Genomic DNA, 23,787 nt, shown 5'->3' with positions numbered 1-23,787 from the left:
TCTCGCTACAATTTTCCTTTCGGAAGGAGAGACGGTGGCGGAGAAGAAGTCGACGGGGGAGCGGGAGCCGGGGCGGCCCGCGGCGCGGCCGGTGGTGCGGACGGCGGCCGGGAGTGCGGACGGCGGCGGACAGTTGGGCCTGCGTGAGCGCAAGAAGCTGCTCACCCGACAGCGGATCTCCGGCGAGGCCACGCTGCTCTTCATCGAGCGCGGCTTCGACAACGTCGCCGTCGCCGAGATCGCCCATGCCGCCGGGGTGTCCACGATGACGGTCTTCAACTACTTCCCGCGCAAGGAGGACCTCTTCCTCGACCGGGTCCCCGAGGCCGTCGAGCTGGTCGTCGGGGCGGTGCGGGGGCGCGGCGCTGACGAGACGCCGCTGGCCGCGCTGCGCCGGCTGGCGCTGGAGCTGCTGGCCCAGCGGCACCCGCTGGGCGGGCCGGGGGAGGGGTTCGAGCACTTCTACCGGACCGTGCTTCAGGCGCCCTCGCTGCGGGCGCGGGCGCGCGAGGCGGTGCAGGAGGTCGAGGCCGCGCTGGCCGGGGCGCTCGCCGAGGCGGCCGGCGGCGACCCCGCGCGGCCCGGTCGGGACGCCCGGTTGGCCGCGGCGTTGATCATCGCGGGCTGGCGGACGTTCTTCGCGGAGGCCGTCGTTCGGCAACTGGAGGGTGACCCCGTGGACGAGGTGGCCGTTGACCACGAAGCAGTGATCCGGCACACGTTCGACGTGCTGGCGCGGGCGCTGCCCGACGGGGGGCTCGGGCGGGGGTGACCGCGGGCGCACCCCGGGGGTGCCGCCCGCTGAACGGTGTAACGGCTGGTCATCGCGGTGGGAAGGTTGCGGGGCCGCCACACGTTTGGGTGAAGAGGGCTTGCGAGGCCCGTAAATCGAATGCGCGTGCTATAGGCTCGTGTGTGGCATCCCAAAGACAGTGCCGCGGCGGCCCCCATACCCTTGGTCCGGGGCCCGCTCCGCTCCGCCGCCTCTGCTCGCTCACCGCGCGGTGGACGCAGCCCGTGGCTTCCGCCCCTCTCCAAGAAAGGTGCCGACCGGCGTGGCCGACCGTCTCATCGTCCGTGGCGCTCGCGAGCACAACCTCCGCAACGTCTCGCTCGACCTCCCCCGCGACTCCCTCATCGTCTTCACGGGGCTCTCCGGGTCGGGCAAGTCCTCGCTCGCCTTCGACACGATCTTCGCCGAGGGGCAGCGGCGCTATGTCGAGTCGCTCTCCTCGTACGCCCGGCAGTTCCTCGGGCAGATGGACAAGCCCGATGTGGACTTCATCGAGGGGCTGTCCCCCGCGGTCTCCATCGACCAGAAGTCGACCTCGCGCAACCCGCGCTCGACGGTCGGCACGATCACCGAGGTCTACGACTACCTCCGGCTGCTCTTCGCCCGGATCGGCAAGCCGCACTGCCCGCAGTGCGCGCGGCCGATCGCCCGGCAGTCGCCCCAGGCCATCGTCGACAAGGTCCTGGAGCTCCCCGAGGGCAGCCGCTTCCAGGTGCTCTCGCCGCTGGTGCGCGAGCGCAAGGGCGAGTTCGTCGACCTCTTCTCCGACCTCCAGACCAAGGGCTACAGCCGCGCCCGGGTCGACGGGGAGACCATCCAGCTCACCGATCCGCCGAAGCTGAAGAAGCAGGAGAAGCACACCATCGAGGTGGTCATCGACCGCCTCACGGTCAAGGAGAGCGCCAAGCGCCGGCTGACCGACTCCGTCGAGACCGCCCTCGGGCTCTCCGGCGGCATGGTCATCCTCGACTTCGTCGACCTCGACGCCGACGACCCGCAGCGCGAGCGGATGTACTCCGAGCACCTCTACTGCGCCTACGACGACCTCTCCTTCGAGGAGCTGGAGCCCCGTTCCTTCTCCTTCAACTCGCCCTTCGGCGCCTGCCCGGACTGCACCGGCATCGGCACCCGCATGGAGGTCGACCCCGAGCTGATCATCCCGGACGAGGAGCGGTCCCTCGACGAGGGCGCCATCCACCCCTGGTCCGGCGGCCACACCAAGGACTACTTCGGCCGCCTGGTCGGCGCGCTCGCCGACGCCCTGGGCTTCCGCACGGACATCCCCTGGGCCGGCCTGCCGCAGCGCGCCAAGAAGGCCCTGCTGCACGGCCACAAGACCCAGATCGAGGTCCGCTACCGCAACCGCTACGGCCGCCAACGGGCCTACACCACCGCCTTCGAGGGTGCGGTGCCGTTCGTCAAGCGGAGGCACAGCGAGGCGGAGAGCGACAGCAGCCGGGAGCGCTTCGAGGGCTATATGCGCGAGGTGCCCTGCCCGACCTGCGAGGGCACCCGGCTCAAGCCGATCGTGCTCGCCGTGACGGTCCAGGAGAAGTCGATCGCCGAGGTCGCAGCCATGTCGATCAGCGACTGCGCCGACTTCCTGCGCTCGATGACGCTCAACTCCCGCGAGAAGACCATCGCCGAGCGGGTCCTCAAGGAGGTCAACGAGCGGCTGAAGTTCCTGGTCGACGTCGGCCTGGACTACCTCTCGCTGAACCGCGCGGCCGGCACCCTTTCCGGCGGCGAGGCCCAGCGCATCCGCCTCGCCACCCAGATCGGCTCCGGCCTGGTGGGCGTGCTCTACGTCCTGGACGAGCCGTCGATCGGCCTGCACCAGCGCGACAACCACCGGCTGATCGAGACCCTGGTGCGGCTGCGCGACATGGGCAACACCCTGATCGTGGTGGAGCACGACGAGGACACCATCAAGGTCGCGGACTGGGTGGTCGACATCGGCCCGGGCGCCGGTGAGCACGGCGGCAAGGTCGTCCACAGCGGCCCCATGAAGCAGCTGCTGGCCAACAAGGACTCGATCACCGGCCAGTACCTCTCCGGCAAGAAGGCCATCGCGACCCCGGACGTCCGCCGTCCCACCGACCCGTCCCGCCGGCTGACCGTCCATGGCGCGAAGGAGAACAACCTCCGCGACATCGACGTCTCCTTCCCGCTCGGGGTGCTCTCCGCCGTCACCGGCGTCTCCGGCTCCGGCAAGTCGACGCTGGTCAACGACATCCTCTACACCCACCTCGCGCGCGAGCTGAACGGCGCCAAGTCGGTCCCCGGCCGGCACACCCGGGTCGCCGGCGACGACCTCGTCGACAAGGTGGTGCACGTCGACCAGTCGCCGATCGGCCGGACCCCGCGCTCCAACCCGGCCACCTACACCGGCGTCTTCGACCACGTCCGCAAGCTCTTCGCGGAGACGATGGAGGCCAAGGTCCGCGGCTATCTGCCGGGCCGCTTCTCCTTCAACGTCAAGGGCGGCCGCTGCGAGAACTGCTCCGGCGACGGCACCATCAAGATCGAGATGAACTTCCTCCCGGACGTCTACGTCCCGTGCGAGGTCTGCCACGGCGCGCGCTACAACCGCGAGACGCTGGAGGTGCACTACAAGGGCAAGTCCATCGCCGAGGTGCTGGACATGCCGATCGAGGAGGCGCTGAGCTTCTTCGAGGCGGTGCCGACCATCGCCCGCCACCTCAAGACGCTCAACGAGGTCGGTCTCGGCTACGTCCGGCTCGGTCAGTCCGCGCCGACCCTCTCCGGCGGTGAGGCGCAGCGCGTCAAGCTGGCCAGCGAGCTCCAGAAGCGCTCCACCGGCAGCACCGTCTATGTCCTGGACGAGCCCACCACGGGTCTGCACTTCGAGGACATCAGCAAGCTCATCAAGGTGCTCTCCGGCCTGGTCGACAAGGGCAACACGGTGATCGTCATCGAGCACAACCTCGATGTGATCAAGACCGCGGACTGGGTCATCGACATGGGCCCCGAGGGCGGCAGCGGCGGCGGCATGGTCGTCGCCGAGGGCACCCCGGAGCAGGTCGCGTCGATCCCGGCCAGCCACACCGGCAAGTTCCTGCGGGACATCCTCGGCGACCGGGTCAGCGACGCGGCGCTGGTCGACGGCGGGCCCCGGAAGCCGGCCGCCCGGAAGACCGCGGCGAAGAAGGCCGTGGCGAAGAAGGCCGTGGCCGCCGCTTCCGCAGGGAAGACGACGGTGACCGCCTCGACCGCGGCGAAGAAGGCGACGGCCAAGAAGACGACGGCGAAGAAGGCCGCGGCCAAGAAGGACGCCGCCACCACAGCCGAGAAGGCCCCGGCGAAGAAGGCCGCGGCCAAGAAGACGGCGACGCGGGCCCGCCGGGCCTCCTGACGCCGCACCGCAACACCGCCGCACGCGGCACAGCGGGGGCGGAGCCTCTTCCCGGGGCTCCGCCCCCGCCGTGCTGCCCGCGGCCCGTCAGGCGACGGGCCCGTCGGCGCCTCGCTCGGTCAGCTCCGTCAGCTCCGCGGCGAACGGCGGCTCGGCGCCCGCCCGGGAGCAGGTGACGGCGGCCGCCCGGGCGGCGAAGCGCAGGATGTCGTCCCAGTCGCCGTCGCCGAGCGCCTCGACCGCCGCGTACGACAGCGCACCATGGACGTCCAGCCGGTGCAGCAGCGCCGCGTTGACGGTGTCGCCCGCGCCGATGGTGTCGACGACGGTGATCCGCTCGCCGGGTACCGCCACCTCGCCGCCGCCCCGGGTCAGCACCGTCAACCCGTCGCCGCCGTGGGTGAGCACGATCGCCGCGGGCCCGACGGCCAGCCACTCCCGGGCGGCCGCGAGGACCGCCGCCCGATCGGCCCCGGGCGCCCCCGCCGCGCCCGCGTCCGCACCTGCAACCGGACCGGCCCCGGCCAGCCACAGCGCGTCCTCGTCGGACAGCTTCAACAGCGCCACGTCCGACAGCCAGGAGCGGAAGCGCGCCCGATAGGCGTCCGGATCGGGGATCAGCCCCGGGCGGATGTTGGGGTCGAGCGCGGTGAACACCCCGCGCCGGGCCTCCCGGCGCAGCAGCGCCTCGTACGCCCCGGCGCCCGGCTCCAGCACCAGCGAACAGGTGCCCAGGGAGAGGGCCCGCACCGCCCCGGGCAGCGCCGGCGGCAGGGTGAAGAGCCGGTCGGCGGTGCCCTCCACGTAGAAGCCGTAGCCGGCCGAGCCGTCCGGGCTGATGTCCGCGACCGCCAGGGTGGTGGGCTCCGGGCCGCGCTGCACCAACGAGGTGTCCACCCCGCCGTCGCGCAGACCGCGCAGCAGCGACGCCCCGAAGGTGTCGGTGGAGACCCGCGAGCAGAACGCGGTGGGCGAGCCCAGCCGCCCCAGCGCCAGCGCGGTGTTGTACGGCCCGCCGCCGCGCCGCGGCAGCAGCGCCGGCAACGGCCCGTCCGGGTAAGGCTGTTGACTGGGGACGAGGTCGATCAGGGCCTCGCCGGCGACGACGATCACGGGGTGCGGGTCCTTTCCTGCTGCGGCCGGGGCCGGCCGGGGCGTGGCGGGCGGGGCCCGTCCGGGCCCTGGGGCCGTCCGGCGGGGCGGTGTGCCCGGCCCACCGGACGGCCGCTAAGCGGTCTCGGGGCAGCCGCACGAGGTGCGGTGCACGAAGGTGCAGGGCAGTCGGACGGTGCGCGGTGGCCGGTGCGGGTCGTCCAGCCGTTCCAGCAGGAGCCGGACCGCCGCCGTCCCGAGTTCCTTGCTGGGCTGGGCGATCGCGGTCAGCCGCGGGGTGAAGAGGTCCGCCCAGGAGAAGTCGTCGAAGCAGGCCAGGGCGATGTCCCGGGGCACCTCCAGGCCCAGGCCGCGCAGCGCCTGGAGGGCGCCGATGGTCATCGCGTTGTTGGCGGTGATGATCGCGGTGGGCGGCTCCGGCGCGGCAAGCAGGTGCCGGGTGGCGTCCTGGGCGCCCTCCGCCTCGGAGTTGCCGCCGGCCAACAGCTCGGGCGCGAACGGCAGTCCGCGGGCGCGCAGCCCCTCGCGGTAGCCCTGGACCCGCTCGGTGGTGGTGCTGAGCCCGGGCAGCCCCGCCACCAGGCCGATCCGGGTGTGGCCCGCGTCGGCCAGGTGCTCGACGAGTCGGCGGACCGGACCGGCGCTCTCCGCGCAGACCTGGTCGAAGCCGTTGCCGACCAGCCGGTCGAGGAAGACCGTAGGAACCTGACGCTTCGTCACATAGTCGACCATCTCGGCCGGCTCCGCGGACGGCGCGACGATCATGCCGTCCACCCGCCGCTCGTGCAGCAGCTGGACGACCTTGCGCTCGTGCCGCGGATCGTCGTGCGGATCGGCGATCAGCAGGCTGTATCCGGCCTCCAGTGCGCCGGCCTCCACGCCCTGGAGGATCTCGGTGAAGTACGGGTTGCTGATCGCCGAGACCGCCAGGCCGATGGAGCGGGTGCGGGAGGTGACCAGCGAACGGGCGAGGGTGTTGTGGGTGTAGCCGAGCTCCTCGATGGCGGCCAGCACCGCGGCCCGGGTGTCCGGACGCACCGGCCGGGTGTCGTTCACCACGTGCGAGACCGTGGCGACCGAGACGCCCGCGCGCCGTGCCACATCCACCATCGTCGTCATCCGGCTCTTTCCTCCCCGCCGCCCCGGCGCTCAGTGCGCCGGCTCCCGGCGGTCGGCCTCCGTGCCCGTCCGCCGCAGTCCATCACAGTACGTCTGCCGAAGGCCAAACGTAAACGCTTGCGTAAGCGTTTACGTGATGGCGGATCTTCTGTAGTGTCCCCGCCATCGAAATCCGCACGACGTCGTGAGGAGGCGCCGATGCGCGCTCTCGTGGTCACCGCACCGGGCCCCCGGGGCACCGCCGCTGTCACCGAACTGCCCGATCCCCGCCCGGAGCCCGACGAGGTGGTCGTCCGCGTCACCTCCTGCGGGCTGTGCGGCACCGACATGCACGTCCTCGGCGGTGAGCTGCCGGTGGTCCGCTACCCGTTGGTCCCCGGGCACGAGCTGACCGGCGAGGTCGTCGCGGTGGGCTCGGCGGTGCGGGACCGGGCGGTCGGCGAGCGGGTCGCGGTCGACCCCAACATGCCGTGCGGCGCCTGCCACTACTGCCGGGTCGGCCGCGGCAACCTCTGCGAGGACTACACCGCGATCGGCGTCACCCGGGCCGGCGGCTTCGCCGAACTGGTCGCGGTCCCGGCCCGCTGCTGCTACGTCCTGCCGGCCCACCTCTCGGAGGCCGCCGCCGGACTCGTCGAGCCGCTGTCCTGCGCCGTGCACGGCCTCAACCGGCTGCCGCGCCGCCCCGGCGAGCACTACCTGATCTACGGGGCCGGCACCATGGGCCTGATGATGGCCGCGCTGGTGCGGACCGCGGGCGCTGCCTCGGTCTCCGTCGTGGACCTCAACGAGGAACGGCTGGCGTTCGCCCGGTCCTTCGGCGTGGACGCGGCGGTGACCGGCGCCGACGCCCTCGACCGGGCCCCCGGTTTCGAGGTGGTGATCGACGCGACCGGGGTGATCGCGGCCATCGAGGACGGCCTGGGCCGGGTGCGCCGCGGTGGCACCTTCCTCCAGTTCGGCGTCGCCGACCCGGCCCGCGGCGCGTCCTTCTCGCCGTACCGCGTCTACAGCCAGGAGATCGACATCATCGGCTCGATGGCGGTGCACAACAGCTTCCAGCCGGCCGTCGACCTGCTGGCCGCCGGCCTCGATCTGGACCCGCTGGTCTCCGACGTCTACGGGCTGGACGACTTCGACGAGGCGGTGGCCCGCTTCCGGGCCGGCACCGGCCGCAAGATCCACATCGCCCCGCAGAAGGGCTGAGAGCCGTGCCCGCATCCGTCAAGGCTGTACCCGTGTCCCTCAAGAACGCGCTGATCTGGGTCTTCGGTGCCCTCGGGGGCATCCTCTGGGGCTACGACACCGGCGTCATCTCCGGCGCCATGCTCTTCCTCAAGCGCGATATCGCGCTCACCCCGCTCCTGGAGGGCCTGGTCGTCTCCGGCCTCCTCGTAGGGGCGATGCTCGGCGCCGGCCTCTCGGGGCGGCTCTCCGACTCCTGGGGGCGCCGGCGGCTGATCCTGGTCGCCTCCGGGGTCTTCATCCTCGGCACCCTCGGCGCGGCCTGCGCCACCGGGGCCGCCGCGCTGATCGCGTTCCGCTTCGTGATCGGGGTCGGCGTGGGCATCGCCTCCGTCGTCGTCCCGCTGTACCTCACCGAGCTCGCGCCCAAGCATCTGCGGGGCGGGCTCACCTCGCTGATGCAGCTGCTGGTGACGGTCGGCATCTTCGTCGCCTACGTCACCGACTACCTGCTCGCCGACTCCGGGGCCTGGCGCTGGATGATCGGCCTGGGCGTGGTCCCGGCCGCGGTGCTGGCGCTGGGCATCCTCACCCAGCCGGAGAGTCCGCGCTGGCTGGTGGGCAAAGGCCGGGGCGGACAGGCCCGCGAGGTGCTGACGCGGCTGCGCGGGGACGCCGCGTCGGCGGCCGAGGAGCTGGCCGAGATCGAGCGGACCGAGCGCGCCGAACGGGAGGCCGGCGAGCCGCTGAGCCTGCGGCGGCTGCTGTCGCCGCAGCTGCGGCGGGTGTTCACGGTCGGGATGCTGCTGGTGTTCTTCCAGAACTTCGTCGGTATCAACACGATCATCTACTACGCACCGACCCTGCTCACCGACATCGGTTTCGGGTCCGGCGGCGCCATCCTCGCCAACGTCGGCATCGGCCTGCTCAACATGCTGATGACGCTGCCGGCGATGCGGCTGATCGACCGCAGGGGCCGCAAGCCGCTGCTGCGGATCGGGGCGCTGGGCATGTGCGCGGCCATGGTGGTGCTGGCCGCCACCAACCTCTCCGGGCTCGGCTACGGCGCGCTGCTCTCCACCCTGACGCTGTTGGGCATCGCGCTCTACATCGCCTCGTTCGCGGTCTCCTGGGGACCGGTGCAGTGGGTGATGCTGCCGGAGCTGTTCCCGATGCGGATCCGGGCCGCCGCGGTCAGCCTGTGCGTGCTGTTTAACTGGCTGTTCAACATGATCGTGGCGCTGGTCTTCCCCTCGCTGCTGCACGCCTGGGGCGCCGGGGTCAACTTCCTCTTCTTCGCCGGGACGACGCTGCTGGCGTATCTCTTCGTCCAGCGGCTGCTGCCGGAGACCAAGGGCCGCAGCCTGGAGGAGATCGAGGCGGAGCTGCTCCGGGGCGGGCAGGACCGCCGTCCGGCCGAGCGGGACGCCCCGGTATCGTCGGGGGCCGACGTCGCCCACTGACCAGGAGGTTCCCCATGAGTGCGTCCCCGGACCGCCGGACCGTGCTGCGCGGGGCCGCGCTCGCCGGCATCGCGTGCTTCGGAGCCGCCGCCTGCGCCGCGGGGGAGCAGGGGTCGGGCGCCCGGCCGTCCTCGGACGCGCCGGTCGAGCTGGGCCCGGCCGCGGAGGTGCCGGTCGGCGGCGCCAAGCTCTACACCGCGCAGCGCCTGCTGGTCTCGCAGCCCGCCAAGGGCGAGTTCAAGTGCTTCAGCGCCGTGTGTACGCACATGGGCGGGACGCTGAACAAGATCGAGAAGGGGCAGGCCGTCTGCCCCCTGCACGGCAGCCTCTTCGAGGTGGCCACCGGCAAGGTCGCCCAGGGCCCGGCGTCCAGCCCCCTGGAGGAGGTCCCGGTCAAGGTCAAGGGCGGCAAGCTGGTCGCGGGCTGAGCCGCGCCGCCCCGTTCACCCCCAGTCCCAGGCGATCCCCAGGATTCCGGGCCGCACCCCCTGCTCGACCACGTGCACCGCGTGGTGCCGGCCGCTCAGCGTCAGCTCCTGCCGGCCGGCGCGCGGGGCGCCGGCCGACGCCTGGGTGAAGCGGTAGCAGCGCACCGGCAGCGCCGCGTCGTCGAACCGCACCTGGAGGACGTACTGGCCGCCGGCGAAGCTGAAACCGCGCACGTACTCGGCGCTGGGGCCGCCGCTGCCGTCCTCGAAGGCGTAGCCGAAGACGTGGGTGTCGCCGGCCCGCAGCCGGGTGTCGAAGAGCAGCTCGGCGACGATCACGCCGTTCGCCGCGTCCCCGCGCACCCGCCCCAGCCGGCAGTTCTCGGTGGCCTGCACCCGCACCCGGGACGGGTCGCAGCCCGGGTCGCCCCGGTGGATGGCGACATAGCGGTCCACCCCGTCCCGGTGGGCGCGCACCACCTGCAGCGACTCGCGTTCGCTCAGCTCGCGCCGGGCCCCGATCCGTACCCGCTCGTGGTGGCCGACGGTGTGCACCCCGCCGTCCGCGGGGGTCTCCAGCTCGGCGAACAGCTGTTGCAGGCAGTCGGCCGGGGCCACCAGGGAGCGGTACGAGCGGGCCGGTGGCCGCTCGGTCTCCGGGCGGGCGCCGCCCTCGGGCACCAGGAGCCGGTGCAGCGACCGGTCGGGCAGGCCGAGGACGTCCTCCAGGGCGCGGACCGCGCGTAGCGACTCGGGGCGCTGGGGGCGCCGGGCGCCCTGTTGCCAGTAGCTCAGGCTGGTGACGCCGATGGTGATGCCGCGCTGGGCGAGCTTGTGCTGGACGCGGGTGAGGGCCAGCCCGCGGGCGGTGAGCGCGCTGCGCAGGGCGAGATGGAAGGGGCCGGTCCGCAGCAGTTGGGCCAGTTCGGCCGAAACATGAGGGTTCTGCGCGGTATCGGGAGTGTTCTGTGCCATTGCCTCAATCCTCCGGCGCGCGCGGTGAATGTTCACAACCGGAACGCACGGCGCGCGCTCTCCCTGCTCGTTCACTGCAGGACGCCGGGCACCGGCCGTTCACATCCGGGCCCGCTCGTCCACACCCCCATGTCACCTCGCATTGAAGCGTGTTGACCTGCCTGCGACAACACCTGATGCTCCTCAACAGCATCCGGATGCGCTCCTCTCCCCCTCACCCCTCACGGGAGGAACGCCATGCTCCACTCTCTGTTCGCCCCGCGCGGGCGCCGCAGATGGCTGTCGGCCGCGGCGCTGACCGTCGTGGCGCTGGCCGGGCTGCCCGGCGCTGCCAACGCCGCCCCGCAGTCGGCCAACCGCCTGAACATCACGATGCAGGCCCAGGAGAAGACCAACTGGTGCTGGGCCGGCTCGGGCAACACCATCGCGACCTGGTACGGCCGGAACTACAGCCAGAACCAGTTCTGCAACGCCGCGTTCAACCGTCAACAGGGCTCCACCTGCCCCAACAACCAGGCCACGCTGGGCAATGTGCAGAACGCACTTGACTGGATGGGCATCAATCCCGGCTCATATGTGACCGGTTGGCTCCGGTACAGCACCGTTCAGAACGAGATCAACGCCAATCGGCCCATCGAGACCCGCATCCAGTGGTCGTCCGGTGGCGGCCACATGCACGTCATCTACGGTTTCGACACGTCCCGCAACTGGGTGTACTGGGGCGACCCCTGGGCCACCAACAACCGTTACAACTGGGGCGACTTCGACAACTACGTGAACGGAAGCTCCTTCTCCTGGACCCACTCCCTCTACCAGATAGGAGCCTGAGGCATGACGAAGCGCATCGTCGTCCGCGCCGCCGCCACGGGCACCCTCGCCGCCGCCTTCCTGGCGCTCGCCCCGCACGCCGCCCTGGCCGCCGTGCCGGCCCCGCCCGCCCCGGCCCTCGCCAGCGTGTCCGCCGCCCACGACGCGGCCGCCGACCCGGCGACCCTGGACACCCTGGCCCGCTTCTTCGCCGCAGCCCCGGCCAAGGGCGGCAAGGGCGGCGCCGGACTCGCCGCCCCGGCCCGGACCGCCCCGCACGTCGAGGGCGCCACCGTCCCGGTCTACGTCCTCTCGCCCGACTTCGTCCGCGGCAAGGCCGACGCGCCCGTCGCCCGGCTGGAGTTCATGGCCACCAAGGCCGTCGCCGGCGACGGCCGCACGGCGTCGGTGTGGACCGCGCACCGCGGCGCGTCCTGGAAGGTCGTCAACATCGCCACCGGCGACGACGAGACCCGCTACGCCGCGGCCGGCGCCGGTCAGGGCGGCGGAACGGTTTTCCACGAGCCTCAGATCGACGCCTGGTACGTCCAGCACGGCGACCGCGTGGAGCCGCTGGACGACGCCGCCCGCAAGGCCGTGGGCGCGCACGGCACCACCGTCGCCGCCTACCAGAAGCGGGTCGCCCGCGACTACGGCGACAAGCTCCCGGGCTCCGCGTACGACAAGCGCGGCGAGGCCGGCGGCTTCGGGCCCGGCGCCGCACCGGCCGGCCCCGACACCGGCCGTGCCCCGCACCCGCTCGCCGCGGACGCGGCCGGCCCGGTGGACACCGCGGACACCACGGCCGACGACACCTTCCCGGTGACCGCCGCCTCGACCGTCGCGGGGGCCGCCGCCGTGCTCGCCCTGGGCCTGTCGACCAGGGCGGCGGTGCGCCGGCGCCGCACCCGCTGACCGGACGCCCCACCGGAGCCCGTCCTTCCGCCCCTTCACCGGGTGTCGGAGGGGCGGGCTCCGCCGCCTCGGCCCTGATTGTCGGTGGCGGTCAGTAGGGTGGAGGGCATGGCAGACCCCAGTAGCTACCGACCCAAGCCGGGACAGATCCCCGACTCGCCGGGGGTCTATAAGTTCCGCGACGAGCACGGCCGGGTCATCTACGTAGGCAAGGCCAAGAGCCTGCGCCAGCGCCTGGCCAACTACTTCCAGGACCTGGCCGGTCTCCACCCGCGCACCCGCACGATGGTGACCACCGCCGCCTCGGTGGAGTGGACCGTGGTCTCCACCGAGGTCGAGGCGCTCCAGCTCGAATACAGCTGGATCAAGGAGTTCGACCCGCGGTTCAACGTCAAGTACCGCGACGACAAGAGCTATCCGTACCTCGCGGTGACCCTGGGCGAGGAGTTCCCCCGCGTCCAGGTGATGCGCGGCGCCAAGAAGAAGGGCGTGCGCTACTTCGGCCCGTACGCCCACGCCTGGGCCATCCGCGAGACCGTCGACCTGCTGCTGCGGGTCTTCCCCGTGCGGACCTGCTCCGCCGGCGTCTTCAAGCGCTCCGCCCAGATCGGCCGCCCCTGCCTGCTCGGCTACATCGGCAAGTGCTCGGCCCCCTGCGTCGGCCGGGTCTCCCCCGAGGAGCACCGCGAACTCGCCGAGGAGTTCTGTGACTTCATGGCCGGCCGCACCGGCGCCCACCTCCGCCGCCTGGAGCGCGGGATGCAGGAGGCCGCCGAGGAGATGGAGTACGAGCGCGCCGCCCGCCTGCGGGACGACATAGGCGCGCTCAGGCGCGCCATGGAGAAGAGCGCGGTGGTCCTCGCCGACGCCACCGACGCCGACCTGATCGCCCTCGCCGAGGACGAACTCGAAGCCGCCGTCCAGATCTTCCACGTCCGCGGCGGCCGGGTGCGCGGCCAGCGCGGCTGGGTCACCGACAAGGTCGAGGCGGTCACCACCGGCGATCTGGTCGAGCACGCCCTCCAGCAGCTCTACGGCGAGGAGCAGGGCGACGCGGTCCCCAAGGAGGTGCTGATCCCGGCGCTGCCCGAGCCGGTGGAGCCGGTCGCCCAGTGGCTCACCCAGCGCCGCGGCTCCCAGGTCTCGCTGCGCATCCCCCAGCGCGGCGACAAGAAGGACCTGATGGCCACGGTCGAGCGCAACGCCCAGCAGGCGCTCGCGCTGCACAAGACCAGGCGCGCCTCGGACCTGACCACCCGCTCCCGCGCCCTGGAGGAGATCGCCCAGGCCCTCGACCTGGACACCGTCCCGCTGCGCATCGAGTGCTTCGACATCTCGCACCTGCAGGGGGAGGACGTCGTCGCCTCGATGGTGGTGTTCGAGGACGGCCTCGCCCGGAAGAGCGAATACCGCCGCTTCCAGATCAAGGGATTCGCCGGGCAGGACGATGTCCGCGCCATGCACGAGGTCATCGGCCGCCGCTTCAGGCGCTACCTCCAGGAGAAGCAGAAGTCGGGGGAGTGGACCGAGGAGCCCACCGAGGGCGTCGACGGAGCGGGGGCCGCCGGGGTGGCGGACGCGACCGGGCCGACCGCCGTCGCGGACCCCGCGGTGGACTCCGACGTCGACGCCACGGACCCCACCGACCCCACCGACCGCCTCACCGACGAGGACGGCCGCCCCAAGCGCTTCGCCTACCCGCCCCAGCTGGTGGTCGTCGACGGCGGCGCCCCACAGGTGGCGGCGGCCCGCCGGGCCATGGACGAACTGGGCATCGACGACGTCGCGGTCTGCGGCCTGGCCAAGCGCCTGGAGGAGGTCTGGCTGCCCGGCGAGGACGACCCGGTGGTGCTGCCGCGCAGCAGCGAGGGGCTCTACCTCCTCCAGCGGGTCCGCGACGAGGCGCACCGCTTCGCGATCACCTACCAGCGCAGCAAGCGCGGCAAGCGGCTGAAGTCCTCCCCGCTCGACGCCGTCCCCGGGCTCGGCGAGACCCGCCGCCAGGCGCTCCTGAAGCACTTCGGCTCGCTGAAGAAGCTGCGGGCCGCCACGGTGGAGGAGATCTGCCAGGTCCCGGGCGTCGGCCGGAAGACCGCCGAGACGGTCGCCGCGGCACTGGCCACCGCGGTTCCGTCCGCCCCTGCGGTGAACACCGCCACAGGAGAGATCATTGAGGATGACGGGGCCCCACCGGCCGCGTTGTCAGCAGAACGGGGGCAGGACCGATGAGCACACCGCACGACACGCAGGAACCCGAGAGAGACGGTGCACAGGTGAGTACGGGCACGATGCGCGAAGCCGACCAGGGCGAGAGCGCCGCGATCCCCGAGCTGGTGATCATCTCCGGCATGTCCGGCGCCGGCCGCAGCACGGCGGCGAAGTGCCTGGAGGACCTCGGCTGGTTCGTCGTCGACAACATCCCGCCCGAGCTGATCCCGCCGATGGTCGAGCTGGGCGCCCGCTCGCAGGGCAACGTCGCCAAGATCGCCGTGGTCGTCGACGTCCGCGGTCGCCGCTTCTTCGCCAATCTCAAGGAGTCGCTGGCCACCCTCGACGCGCAGAACGTCAAGCGCCGCATCGTCTTCCTGGAGTCCTCCGACGAGGCCCTGGTGCGCCGCTTCGAGTCGGTCCGCCGCCCGCACCCCCTCCAGGGCGACGGCCGGATCGTCGACGGCATCGCCGCCGAGCGCGACCTGCTGCGCGAGCTGCGCGGCGACGCCGACCTGGTCATCGACACCTCCAGCCTCAACGTCCACGAACTCCGCGCCAAGCTCGACGCCCAGTTCGCCGGGGAGGAGGTCCCCGAGCTGCGCGCCACGGTCATGTCCTTCGGCTTCAAGTACGGCCTGCCGGTCGACGCCGACATGGTCATCGACTGCCGCTTCATCCCCAACCCGCACTGGGTCCCCGAGCTGCGCCCCTTCACGGGCCTGAACGACGAGGTCTCCCACTACGTCTTCAACCAGCCCGGTTCCAAGGAGTTCCTGGACGGCTACACCGAGCTGCTGCGGCTGGTCGCGGCCGGCTACCGCCGCGAGGGCAAGCGCTATGTGACGATCGCGGTCGGCTGCACCGGCGGCAAGCACCGCAGCGTCGCGATGTCCGAGAAGCTGGCCCGCCGACTGGTCTCCGAGGGCGTCGAAACGGTCGTCGTGCACCGGGACATGGGGCGCGAGTGACCTCCCGTACACCGCGGCTGCGCCGGGTCCGCCGCTTCGTCCCCAGTGGCCGCGCGACGAAGGGCGCCACCCCCAAGGTGGTGGCGCTCGGCGGCGGCATGGGCCTGTCCGCCTCGCTCGCCGCGCTGCGCCGGATCACCCGTGACCTGACCGCCGTGGTCACCGTCGCCGACGACGGCGGCTCCAGCGGCCGGCTCCGCGACGAGCTGGGCGTGCTGCCCCCCGGCGACCTGCGCAAGGCGCTGGCCGCGCTGTGCGGCGACGACGACTGGGGCCAGACCTGGGCCCGGGTGATCCAGCACCGCTTCCAGAGCGAGGGCGAGCTGCACGACCACGCGGTGGGCAATCTGCTGATCGTCGCGCTGTGGGAGCAGCTCGGCGACCACGTCCAGGCCCTCGACCTGGTCGGCAAGCTGCTCGGCGCGCACGGCCGGGTGCTGCCCATGTCGGCGGTGCCGCTGGAACTCCAGGCCCAGGTCAAGGGGCTGGACAAGGATCACCCGGACGAGATCAGCACGGTCCGTGGCCAGGCCACGGTCGCCCTCACCCCCGGCGAGGTGCAGTCCGTCCACGTCGTCCCCGAGGATCCGCCGGCCGTCCCCGAGGCGGTCGCCGCGGTCCGTGACGCCGACTGGGTGGTACTGGGTCCCGGTTCGTGGTTCTCCTCCGTCATCCCGCACCTGCTCGTGCCCGAGTTGCGCGAGGCCCTGGAGCAGACCCAGGCCCGGAAGGTGCTCTCGCTCAACCTCGCGCCCCAGCCGGGCGAAACCGAGGGGTTCTCCCCGCAGCGTCATTTGGAGGTTTTGGCCCGACACGCCCCTAAACTCGCCTTCGACGTGGTGCTGGCCGACGAGGCCGCGGTGCCCGACATCGACAGTCTGACGGTTGCCGCCAAGCAACTGGTGGGCAGCGAGGTCGAGCTGGCCGCGGTCGCCGCACGCGGAGACGACGCCCGGTCCGCCGGGGGAGCCCCCGACCGGCACGATCCGGAACTGCTGGCAGCCGCGTACGACCGTATTTTTCGGATGCATGGAAGGATCGGCCCATGGCGATGACGGCTGCGGTGAAGGATGAGATCTCCCGGCTCCCCGTCACCCGGACCTGCTGCCGGAAGTCGGAGGTCTCGTCGATCCTGCGGTTCGCGGGTGGTCTGCACCTGGTCAGCGGGCGCATTGTGATCGAGGCGGAGCTCGACACGGGCATCGCCGCCCGCCGGCTCCGCAAGGACATCCTGGAGATCTTCGGGCACTCCTCCGACCTGGTGGTGATGGCCCCCGGCGGGCTGCGGCGCGGCAGCCGCTACGTCGTCCGGGTGGTGGCCGGCGGCGACCAGCTGGCCCGGCAGACCGGCCTGGTGGACGGCCGCGGGCGCCCGATCCGCGGACTGCCCCCGCAGGTGGTCTCCGGCGCGACCTGTGACGCCGAGGCCGCCTGGCGCGGCGCCTTCCTGGCCCACGGCTCGCTGACCGAACCCGGCCGCTCGTCCTCCCTGGAGGTCACCTGCCCCGGCCCCGAGGCCGCCCTCGCCCTGGTCGGCGCGGCCCGCCGGCTCGGCATCGGCGCCAAGGCCCGCGAGGTGCGCAGCGTCGATCGCGTGGTCGTCCGTGACGGTGACGCGATCGGTGCGCTGCTGACGCGGCTCGGCGCCCACGAGTCGGTGCTCGCCTGGGAGGAGCGGCGGATGCGCCGCGAGGTCCGGGCCACCGCCAACCGCCTCGCCAACTTCGACGACGCCAACCTCCGCCGCTCGGCGCGGGCCGCGGTCGCCGCCGGTGCCCGGGTCCAGCGCGCCCTGGAGATCCTCGGCGAGGAGGTCCCCGAGCACCTCGCCGCCGCCGGTCGGCTGCGCATGGAGCACAAGCAGGCGTCCCTGGAGGAGCTCGGCGCGCTCGCCGACCCACCGCTCACCAAGGACGCGGTCGCGGGCCGGATCCGCCGACTGCTGGCGATGGCCGACAAGCGGGCCCAGGACCTGGGCATCCCCGGCACCGAGTCCAACCTCACCGAGGAACTCGCGGACGGCATGGTCGGCTGAACCACGGCGGCCCTCCGCACGCACGCGCCCCCGGCACCCACACAGGGTGTCGGGGGCGCGTGCGTGCGGAGGGCCGTGCGGCGGCGCGCCGGGGTGGGCGTCAGAGGGGCTCGAAGCCGCTCACTTGAGCATCTTTAGGCGCCGATGTCAATGTCACGTACGTCTCTTCTAGGGGGTAGGGTCGTAGGCGGTCGGGGACAGCCCATACAGCTCGCCGGTATCCAAAACCGGCGTACCAACGAGGAGATCGGTTCGTGACGATCCGCGTAGGCATCAACGGATTCGGCCGCATTGGTCGCAACTACTTCCGCGCGCTCCTGGAGCAGGGTGCGGACATCGAGATCGTCGGTGTCAACGACCTGACCGACAACGCCACCCTGGTCCACCTGCTGAAGTACGACACCATCCTGGGTCGCCTCAAGCAGGACGTCAGCCACACCGACGACACCATCACGGTCGGCGACATGACCTTCAAGACGATGGCCGAGCGCGACCCGGCCAACCTCCCCTGGGGCGAGCTCGGTGCGGACGTCGTCATCGAGTCGACCGGCATCTTCACCAAGCGCGAGGACGCCGCCAAGCACCTGGCTGCCGGCGCCAAGAAGGTGCTCATCTCCGCGCCCGCCAAGGGCGAGGACATCACGATCGTGATGGGCGTCAACCAGGACAAGTACGACGCGGCCAACCACCACGTCATCTCCAACGCCTCCTGCACCACCAACTGTGTGGCGCCGATGGCGAAGGTCCTCGACGAGCACTTCGGCATCGTCAAGGGCATGATGACCACGGTCCACGCGTACACCAACGACCAGCGCATCCTGGACTTCCCGCACTCGGACCTGCGCCGCGCCCGGGCCGCCGCGGAGAACATCATCCCGACCTCGACGGGCGCCGCCAAGGCCACCGCCCTGGTCCTCCCGCAGCTCAAGGGCAAGCTGGACGGCATCGCCATGCGCGTCCCGGTTCCCACCGGCTCGGTCACCGACCTCGTCCTGGAGCTCGACCGCGAGACCACCAAGGAAGAGATCAACGCCGCCTTCCAGAAGGCCGCCGAGGGGCAGCTCAAGGGCATCCTGGAGTACACCGAGGACCCGATCGTCTCCTCGGACATCGTCAACTGGCCGGCCTCCTGCACCTTCGACTCGCAGCTCACGATGGTCCAGGGCAAGCAGGTCAAGGTCGTCGGCTGGTACGACAACGAGTGGGGTTACTCCAACCGCCTGGTGGACCTCACCGTGTTCGTCGGCGGCCAGCTCTGAGCCTGCCCGACAACGGGCACGGCACCGGAACGTGAAGACGGGGCTCGTAGGGCGCGGGAACGCGCCGTACGGGCCCCGTCCCATGACGGATAAAGTCCCTTGACGGACTACAACGGAGTCACTTCACATGAAGACGATCGACGATCTCGCCACGGAAGGCGTTGCGGGTAAGCGGGTTTTCGTCCGCGCCGACCTCAACGTTCCCCTGGAGGGCACCACCATCACCGACGACGGCCGGATCCGCGCCGTCGCCCCGACGATCGCCAAGCTCAGCGCACTGGGCGCCAAGGTGATCGTCGCCTCCCACCTGGGCCGTCCCAAGGGCGCCCCGGACCCCGCCTTCTCGCTGGCCCCCGCGGCCGAGCGGCTCGGCGAAATCCTGGGCAAGGGCGTGGCGTTCGCCACCGACACGGTCGGTGAGTCCGCCGCGTCCGTGGTCGCGGGTCTGGCCGACGGCGAGGTGGCCGTCCTGGAGAACCTCCGCTTCAACGCCGGCGAGACCAGCAAGGACGACGCCGAGCGCGGCGCCTTCGCCGACCAGCTCGCCGAACTCGCCGACCTCTACGTCGGCGACGGCTTCGGTGCCGTGCACCGCAAGCACGCCTCGGTCTTCGACCTGCCCAAGCGGCTGCCGCACGCCGCCGGCGACCTGATCGCCACCGAGGTCGGCGTGCTGAAGAAGCTCACCGAGGAAGTCCGGCGCCCCTACGTGGTGGTGCTCGGCGGCGCCAAGGTCTCCGACAAGCTCGGCGTCATCGACAACCTGCTCAAGAAGGCCGACCGCATCCTGATCGGCGGCGGCATGGCGTACACCTTCCTGGCGGCCAAGGGCCACGAGGTCGGCATCTCGCTGCTGCAGAAGGACCAGATCCCGGTCTGCCTGGAATACCTGGCGGAGGCCGAGAAGCGCGGCGTGGAGTTCGTGCTCCCCGTCGACGTCCTGGTGTCGGCCGACTTCCCGGACCTGAAGACCAAGGCCCCGGCCAACCCCGAGCTCGTCGCCGCGGACGCCATCCCGGCCGACAAGGAGGGCCTGGACATCGGCCCGAAGACCCGCGAGCTCTACGCCGCGAAGCTCGTCGACGCGGGCACCGTGTTCTGGAACGGCCCGATGGGCGTCTTCGAGCACCCCGACTACGCGAACGGCACCAAGGCCGTCGCCCAGGGGCTGCTGGACTCGGACGCCTTCACCGTCGTCGGCGGTGGTGACTCGGCCGCCGCGGTGCGCCTGCTCGGCTTCGACGAGAATGCTTTCGGCCACATTTCGACCGGCGGCGGCGCCAGCCTCGAGTACCTCGAGGGCAAGACGCTCCCCGGCCTCGCCGCTCTGGAGGACTGAACAACCGTGAGTGACCGCACCCCGCTGATGGCGGGCAACTGGAAGATGAACCTCAACCACCTTGAGGCCATCGCACACGTCCAGAAGCTCGCCTTCGCCCTCAACGACAAGGACTTCGACCAGGTGGAGGTCGCGGTCCTGCCGCCCTTCACCGACCTGCGCTCGGTGCAGACCCTCGTCGACGGCGACAAGCTCAAGATCAAGTACGGCGCCCAGGACCTGTCGGCGCACGACTCCGGCGCCTACACCGGCGAGATCTCCGGCGCGATGCTGGCCAAGCTCAAGTGTGCCTACGTGGCCGTTGGCCACAGCGAGCGCCGCCAGTACCACGGCGAGGACGAGGAGATCTGCAACGCCAAGGTCAAGGCCGCGTTCCAGCACGGCCTGACCCCGATCCTGTGCGTCGGTGAGGGCCTGGACGTCCGCAAGGCCGGCAACCAGGTCGCGCACACCCTCGCCCAGGTCGACGGCGGCCTGAAGGACGTCCCGGCCGAGCAGGCCGAGACGATCGTGATCGCCTACGAGCCGGTGTGGGCCATCGGCACCGGCGAGGTCGCCACGCCCGAGGACGCGCAGGAGGTCTGCGGTGCCATCCGCGGCCGCCTCGCCGAGCTCTACAGCCAGGAGCTGGCCGACAAGGTCCGCATCCAGTACGGCGGCTCGGTGAAGTCCGGCAACGTCGCGGCGATCATGGCGCAGCCGGACGTCGACGGCGCCCTGGTCGGCGGCGCGGCCCTGGACGCGGACGAATTCGTGAAGATCGTCCGCTTCCGCGATCAGTAGCAGCTATGACGACGGGCCCGGCCCGTCGTACCCTGTCGGGGCCGGGTCCGGTGTCGTGCGCACCGCCCGGCCCCGCACCGTCCGGCCCCGTCGGCCGGTCGGCACGTTCCGTCCGAAAGTCCTCAGAGAGTTGGTCCAGCCGTGGTCATCGGTTTCTCGATCGCCCTCATCGTCTTCAGCGTGCTGCTGATGATGCTGGTGCTCATGCACAAGGGGAAGGGCGGCGGTCTGTCCGACATGTTCGGCGGCGGCATGCAGTCCTCGGTCGGCGGCTCCTCCGTCGCCGAGCGCAACCTCGACCGCATCACCATCGTGATCGGTCTGCTGTGGTTCGCCTGCATCGTGGTGCTCGGCATCCTGGTCAAGCTCGGCAGCTGACACGGCGTCGGGGGCGCGGCCTATCATGAAGGCAGCGTCCCGGGACGGTAACTCGTGTCACTGGACGCGCGTTGGGCCTTACGTAGACTGGGGCGCCCGCAGCGCAGTCGCTGTGAGAGGCACGCGGCACCATTACGCAGGGAGTTACGACCGTGGCAAGTGGCAACGCGATCCGAGGAAGTCGGGTCGGGGCGGGGCCGATGGGGGAGGCCGAGCGTGGCGAGTCCGCGCCGCGCATCCGCATCTCCTTCTGGTGCTCCAACGGGCACGAGACGCAGCCCAGCTTCGCCGGCGATGCCCAGGTGCCGGACACCTGGGACTGCCCCCGCTGTGGTTTTCCGGCCGGCAAGGACCGGGACAGCCCGCCGGACCCGCCGCGCACCGAGCCGTACAAGACGCACCTCGCCTACGTCCGGGAGCGCCGCAGCGACGCCGACGGCGAGGCGATCCTGGCCGAGGCGCTCGCCAAGCTCCGCGGCGAGATCTGACGGAACCGCACCGCAGGCGGGGGGCCGAGGGCGTCCCCCGCACGTATCGCACCTCGCTCGGCATCACCGGCCCGGCCGGGAGGGACACCGCGTCCTTCCCGCCGGGCCGTTCGCGTTCCCCGGCCCCGTCCCACGGCATCTGAGGTGCGGGATGGGGAGGTTGCCCCAGGCCCGCTGTCAGTGGCCGACCGTACGGTGGGCACGAGGCGGATCCCGCTCCGGGGGATGCGCGGTACGGGGGCGGGGATGGCGCGTACGGACGTGGGCGGTGCGGCGGGAGTTGGCGTGTTCGGCCTGCGCGGCGGGTTCGGGCGGCTGTGGGGCGCCGCGGTGGTCCCGCTTCGGCGACGCTCCCCCAAGCTCTCGGCTTCGCTCGAGCGGGCGGTGCCCCCATCGCGCTCTGATCAATTAGGTTGGAGGGTGGCGGGGCCGCTAACGAGATGAAGAAGGCTGATGTCCGAATGAACGCAGAAGGCCGCAGCAGGCTCGACCAGATGCCTGAGTGGACCGCGTTGAGCAAGCACCGCGAGCAGATGGGGGAGGTGCATCTGCGCGAGCTGTTCGCCAAGGACCCCGGCCGCGCCGGGCGCTTCACCCTCCAGGTCGGCGATCTGCACCTGGACTACTCCAAGCACCTGGTCACCGACGAGACCCTGCGGCTGCTCCGCGAACTCGCCGCCGCGACCGACGTGGCCGGACTGCGGGACGCGATGTTCCGCGGCGAGAAGATCAACATCACCGAGCACCGCTCGGTGCTGCACACCGCGCTGCGCGCACCGGGCTCGGCGGTCATCGCCACCGACGGGGAGAACGTCGTCCCCGCCGTGCAGCACGTCCTGACGAGGATGGGCACCTTCGCCGACCGGGTCCGCTCGGGCGCCTGGAAGGGGCACACCGGCCGGCGGATCAAGACGGTCGTCAACATCGGTATCGGCGGCTCGGACCTGGGCCCGGCGATGGCGTACGAGGCGCTGCGCGCCTACACCCACCGGGACATGCAGTTCCGCTTCGTCTCCAACGTGGACGGCGCCGACCTGCACGAGGCGGTCCGCGATCTGGACCCGGCCGAGACGCTGTTCATCGTCGCCTCGAAGACGTTCACCACCATCGAGACGATCACCAACGCCACCTCCGCCCGCGACTGGCTGCTGAGCGGCCTCGGGGCCGGCCAGGAAGCCGTCACCAAGCACTTCGTGGCGCTGTCGACCAACTCCGAGAAGGTCTCCGAGTTCGGCATCGACACGGACAACATGTTCGAGTTCTGGGACTGGGTCGGCGGCCGCTACTCGTACGACTCCGCCATCGGCCTGTCGCTGATGATCGCGATCGGTCCGGAGCGGTTCCGCGAGATGCTGGCCGGCTTCCACCTGGTCGACGAGCACTTCCGGACCGCCCCGCCGGAGGAGAACGCCCCGCTGCTGCTGGGCCTGCTGGGCATCTGGTACGGCAACTTCTGGGACGCCCAGTCGCACGCCGTGCTGCCCTACAGCCACTACCTCTCCAAGTTCACCGCCTACCTCCAGCAGCTGGACATGGAGTCCAACGGCAAGTCCGTGGACCGTGAGGGCCACCCGGTCGGCTGGCAGACCGGCCCGGTCGTCTGGGGCACCCCCGGCACCAACGGCCAGCACGCCTACTACCAGTTGCTCCACCAGGGCACCAAGATGATCCCGGCCGATCTGCTGGGCTTCGCCCGCCCGGTCGAGGACCTCCAGCCGCATCTGGTCGCCCAGCACGACCTGCTGATGGCCAATCTCTTCGCGCAGGGCCAGGCGCTGGCGTTCGGCAAGACGGCGGACGAGGTGCGCGCCGAGGGCGTGGGCGAGGAGCTGGTGCCGCACCGCACCTTCCAGGGCAACCACCCCACCACCACGATCCTGGCGTCGGAGCTCAGCCCGTCCGTGCTGGGCCAGTTGATCGCGCTCTACGAGCACAAGGTGTTCGTCCAGGGCGCGGTGTGGAACATCAACTCCTTCGACCAGTGGGGCGTCGAGCTGGGCAAGGTGCTCGCCAAGCGCGTCGAGCCGGCGCTCACCCAGGGCGCGGGTGTGCCGGGCCTGGACGCCTCCACGGCCGGGCTGGTCGCCAAGTACCGTGAGCTGCGCGGACGTTGAGACAGGACGCCGACGGCCCCACCCCCGCGCAAGGGGTG

The 23,787-nt window shown here is 71.5% G+C and carries 20 protein-coding genes; 17 read left to right on the top strand and 3 right to left on the bottom strand.

The window, feature by feature from the left end:
- Window positions 1-34: 34 nt before the first annotated feature.
- On the top strand, window positions 35-772 hold the full coding sequence (locus JNO44_RS13220) for a TetR/AcrR family transcriptional regulator (RefSeq protein WP_420882640.1): 738 nt from the start codon (window positions 35-37) through the stop codon (window positions 770-772).
- Between the two features lie 283 nt (window positions 773-1,055).
- The gene (gene uvrA / locus JNO44_RS13215) at window positions 1,056-4,169 is read left to right on the top strand and encodes an excinuclease ABC subunit UvrA (RefSeq protein WP_205364200.1); all 3,114 of its coding nucleotides are present in this window, start codon (window positions 1,056-1,058) and stop codon (window positions 4,167-4,169) included.
- 87 nt (window positions 4,170-4,256) lie between these two features.
- On the opposite strand, the gene JNO44_RS13210 is transcribed toward uvrA, so the two are convergent.
- Together JNO44_RS13210 and JNO44_RS13205 are read right to left on the bottom strand one after the other, a co-directional pair.
- A complete protein-coding gene (locus JNO44_RS13210; protein WP_205364199.1) occupies window positions 4,257-5,282 on the bottom strand; it encodes a carbohydrate kinase family protein in 1,026 nt (341 codons plus the stop codon).
- A gap of 114 nt (window positions 5,283-5,396) precedes the next feature.
- The gene (locus tag JNO44_RS13205; protein WP_205364197.1) at window positions 5,397-6,401 is read right to left on the bottom strand and encodes a LacI family DNA-binding transcriptional regulator; all 1,005 of its coding nucleotides are present in this window, start codon (window positions 6,399-6,401) and stop codon (window positions 5,397-5,399) included.
- A 198-nt stretch (window positions 6,402-6,599) separates the two neighbouring features.
- On the opposite strand from JNO44_RS13205, the gene JNO44_RS13200 reads away from it, so the two are divergent.
- The 3 genes from JNO44_RS13200 to JNO44_RS13190 are packed head-to-tail and all read left to right on the top strand — an operon-like array spanning window position 6,600 to window position 9,477.
- The gene (locus tag JNO44_RS13200; protein WP_205364195.1) at window positions 6,600-7,607 is read left to right on the top strand and encodes a zinc-dependent alcohol dehydrogenase family protein; all 1,008 of its coding nucleotides are present in this window, start codon (window positions 6,600-6,602) and stop codon (window positions 7,605-7,607) included.
- 32 nt (window positions 7,608-7,639) lie between these two features.
- The gene (locus JNO44_RS13195; protein WP_235093039.1) at window positions 7,640-9,049 is read left to right on the top strand and encodes a sugar porter family MFS transporter; all 1,410 of its coding nucleotides are present in this window, start codon (window positions 7,640-7,642) and stop codon (window positions 9,047-9,049) included.
- A 14-nt stretch (window positions 9,050-9,063) separates the two neighbouring features.
- Window positions 9,064-9,477 (top strand): Rieske (2Fe-2S) protein, encoded by a 414-nt coding sequence (locus JNO44_RS13190; RefSeq protein WP_205364191.1) that lies wholly within the window; start codon window positions 9,064-9,066, stop codon window positions 9,475-9,477.
- A gap of 15 nt (window positions 9,478-9,492) precedes the next feature.
- On the opposite strand, the gene JNO44_RS13185 is transcribed toward JNO44_RS13190, so the two are convergent.
- On the bottom strand, window positions 9,493-10,452 hold the full coding sequence (locus JNO44_RS13185; protein WP_102923855.1) for a hypothetical protein: 960 nt from the start codon (window positions 10,450-10,452) through the stop codon (window positions 9,493-9,495).
- Window positions 10,453-10,689: 237 nt separating this feature from the next.
- On the opposite strand from JNO44_RS13185, the gene JNO44_RS13180 reads away from it, so the two are divergent.
- The 12 genes from JNO44_RS13180 to pgi all read left to right on the top strand — a co-directional run bounded on the left by JNO44_RS13180 (window position 10,690) and on the right by pgi (window position 23,749).
- Window positions 10,690-11,280: a papain-like cysteine protease family protein gene (locus JNO44_RS13180; RefSeq protein WP_039637537.1), complete on the top strand. Its 591-nt coding sequence runs from the start codon at window positions 10,690-10,692 to the stop codon at window positions 11,278-11,280.
- Window positions 11,281-11,283: 3 nt separating this feature from the next.
- Complete coding sequence (locus JNO44_RS13175; RefSeq protein ID WP_205364189.1) at window positions 11,284-12,174, top strand: hypothetical protein; 891 nt, start codon at window positions 11,284-11,286, stop codon at window positions 12,172-12,174.
- Between the two features lie 108 nt (window positions 12,175-12,282).
- Window positions 12,283-14,403, top strand: a complete 2,121-nt coding sequence (uvrC, locus tag JNO44_RS13170) for an excinuclease ABC subunit UvrC (protein ID WP_205364187.1) — start codon at window positions 12,283-12,285, stop codon at window positions 14,401-14,403.
- Complete coding sequence (gene rapZ, locus JNO44_RS13165) at window positions 14,400-15,353, top strand: RNase adapter RapZ (RefSeq protein ID WP_328285840.1); 954 nt, start codon at window positions 14,400-14,402, stop codon at window positions 15,351-15,353. Before uvrC ends, rapZ begins: the two co-directional genes overlap by 4 nt.
- Window positions 15,350-16,408 carry a gluconeogenesis factor YvcK family protein gene (locus JNO44_RS13160; protein WP_205364185.1) on the top strand — a complete coding sequence of 353 codons (1,059 nt, stop codon included), beginning with the start codon at window positions 15,350-15,352 and terminating at the stop codon, window positions 16,406-16,408. Before rapZ ends, JNO44_RS13160 begins: the two co-directional genes overlap by 4 nt.
- Window positions 16,399-17,388, top strand: coding sequence for a DNA-binding protein WhiA (gene whiA, locus JNO44_RS13155; RefSeq protein WP_039637542.1), 990 nt, complete (start codon window positions 16,399-16,401; stop codon window positions 17,386-17,388). The genes JNO44_RS13160 and whiA overlap by 10 nt, the downstream gene beginning before the upstream one ends.
- Before the next feature lie 254 nt (window positions 17,389-17,642).
- A complete protein-coding gene (gene gap / locus JNO44_RS13150; protein WP_205364183.1) occupies window positions 17,643-18,647 on the top strand; it encodes a type I glyceraldehyde-3-phosphate dehydrogenase in 1,005 nt (334 codons plus the stop codon).
- A 127-nt stretch (window positions 18,648-18,774) separates the two neighbouring features.
- Window positions 18,775-19,986, top strand: coding sequence for a phosphoglycerate kinase (locus tag JNO44_RS13145; protein WP_205364174.1), 1,212 nt, complete (start codon window positions 18,775-18,777; stop codon window positions 19,984-19,986).
- A 6-nt stretch (window positions 19,987-19,992) separates the two neighbouring features.
- The gene (gene tpiA / locus JNO44_RS13140) at window positions 19,993-20,769 is read left to right on the top strand and encodes a triose-phosphate isomerase (RefSeq protein ID WP_039637545.1); all 777 of its coding nucleotides are present in this window, start codon (window positions 19,993-19,995) and stop codon (window positions 20,767-20,769) included.
- Between the two features lie 141 nt (window positions 20,770-20,910).
- A complete protein-coding gene (gene secG / locus JNO44_RS13135; protein ID WP_039637546.1) occupies window positions 20,911-21,147 on the top strand; it encodes a preprotein translocase subunit SecG in 237 nt (78 codons plus the stop codon).
- A gap of 152 nt (window positions 21,148-21,299) precedes the next feature.
- Window positions 21,300-21,635, top strand: coding sequence for an RNA polymerase-binding protein RbpA (locus tag JNO44_RS13130; protein WP_016578660.1), 336 nt, complete (start codon window positions 21,300-21,302; stop codon window positions 21,633-21,635).
- 461 nt (window positions 21,636-22,096) lie between these two features.
- The gene (gene pgi / locus JNO44_RS13125) at window positions 22,097-23,749 is read left to right on the top strand and encodes a glucose-6-phosphate isomerase (protein ID WP_205364172.1); all 1,653 of its coding nucleotides are present in this window, start codon (window positions 22,097-22,099) and stop codon (window positions 23,747-23,749) included.
- The last annotated feature ends 38 nt before the right edge of the window (window positions 23,750-23,787 follow it).

It is taken from the genome of Streptomyces noursei, assembly GCF_016917755.1.
GTDB lineage: Bacteria > Actinomycetota > Actinomycetes > Streptomycetales > Streptomycetaceae > Streptomyces > Streptomyces yunnanensis.
The sequence above is the reverse complement of the archived record's forward strand: the minus strand, read 5'-3'. Positions and strand labels throughout refer to the sequence as shown.

Coding starts and splice junctions, on each gene's coding strand:
- JNO44_RS13205 (WP_205364197.1), bottom strand. CDS start 6,401: ATGACGACGATGGTGGATGTGGCACGGCGCGCGGGCGTCTCGGTCGCC.
- JNO44_RS13200 (WP_205364195.1), top strand. CDS start 6,600: ATGCGCGCTCTCGTGGTCACCGCACCGGGCCCCCGGGGCACCGCCGCT.
- JNO44_RS13190 (WP_205364191.1), top strand. CDS start 9,064: ATGAGTGCGTCCCCGGACCGCCGGACCGTGCTGCGCGGGGCCGCGCTC.
- JNO44_RS13185 (WP_102923855.1), bottom strand. CDS start 10,452: ATGGCACAGAACACTCCCGATACCGCGCAGAACCCTCATGTTTCGGCC.
- JNO44_RS13180 (WP_039637537.1), top strand. CDS start 10,690: ATGCTCCACTCTCTGTTCGCCCCGCGCGGGCGCCGCAGATGGCTGTCG.
- JNO44_RS13175 (WP_205364189.1), top strand. CDS start 11,284: ATGACGAAGCGCATCGTCGTCCGCGCCGCCGCCACGGGCACCCTCGCC.
- uvrC (WP_205364187.1), top strand. CDS start 12,283: ATGGCAGACCCCAGTAGCTACCGACCCAAGCCGGGACAGATCCCCGAC.
- rapZ (WP_328285840.1), top strand. CDS start 14,400: ATGAGCACACCGCACGACACGCAGGAACCCGAGAGAGACGGTGCACAG.
- whiA (WP_039637542.1), top strand. CDS start 16,399: ATGGCGATGACGGCTGCGGTGAAGGATGAGATCTCCCGGCTCCCCGTC.
- JNO44_RS13145 (WP_205364174.1), top strand. CDS start 18,775: ATGAAGACGATCGACGATCTCGCCACGGAAGGCGTTGCGGGTAAGCGG.
- pgi (WP_205364172.1), top strand. CDS start 22,097: ATGAACGCAGAAGGCCGCAGCAGGCTCGACCAGATGCCTGAGTGGACC.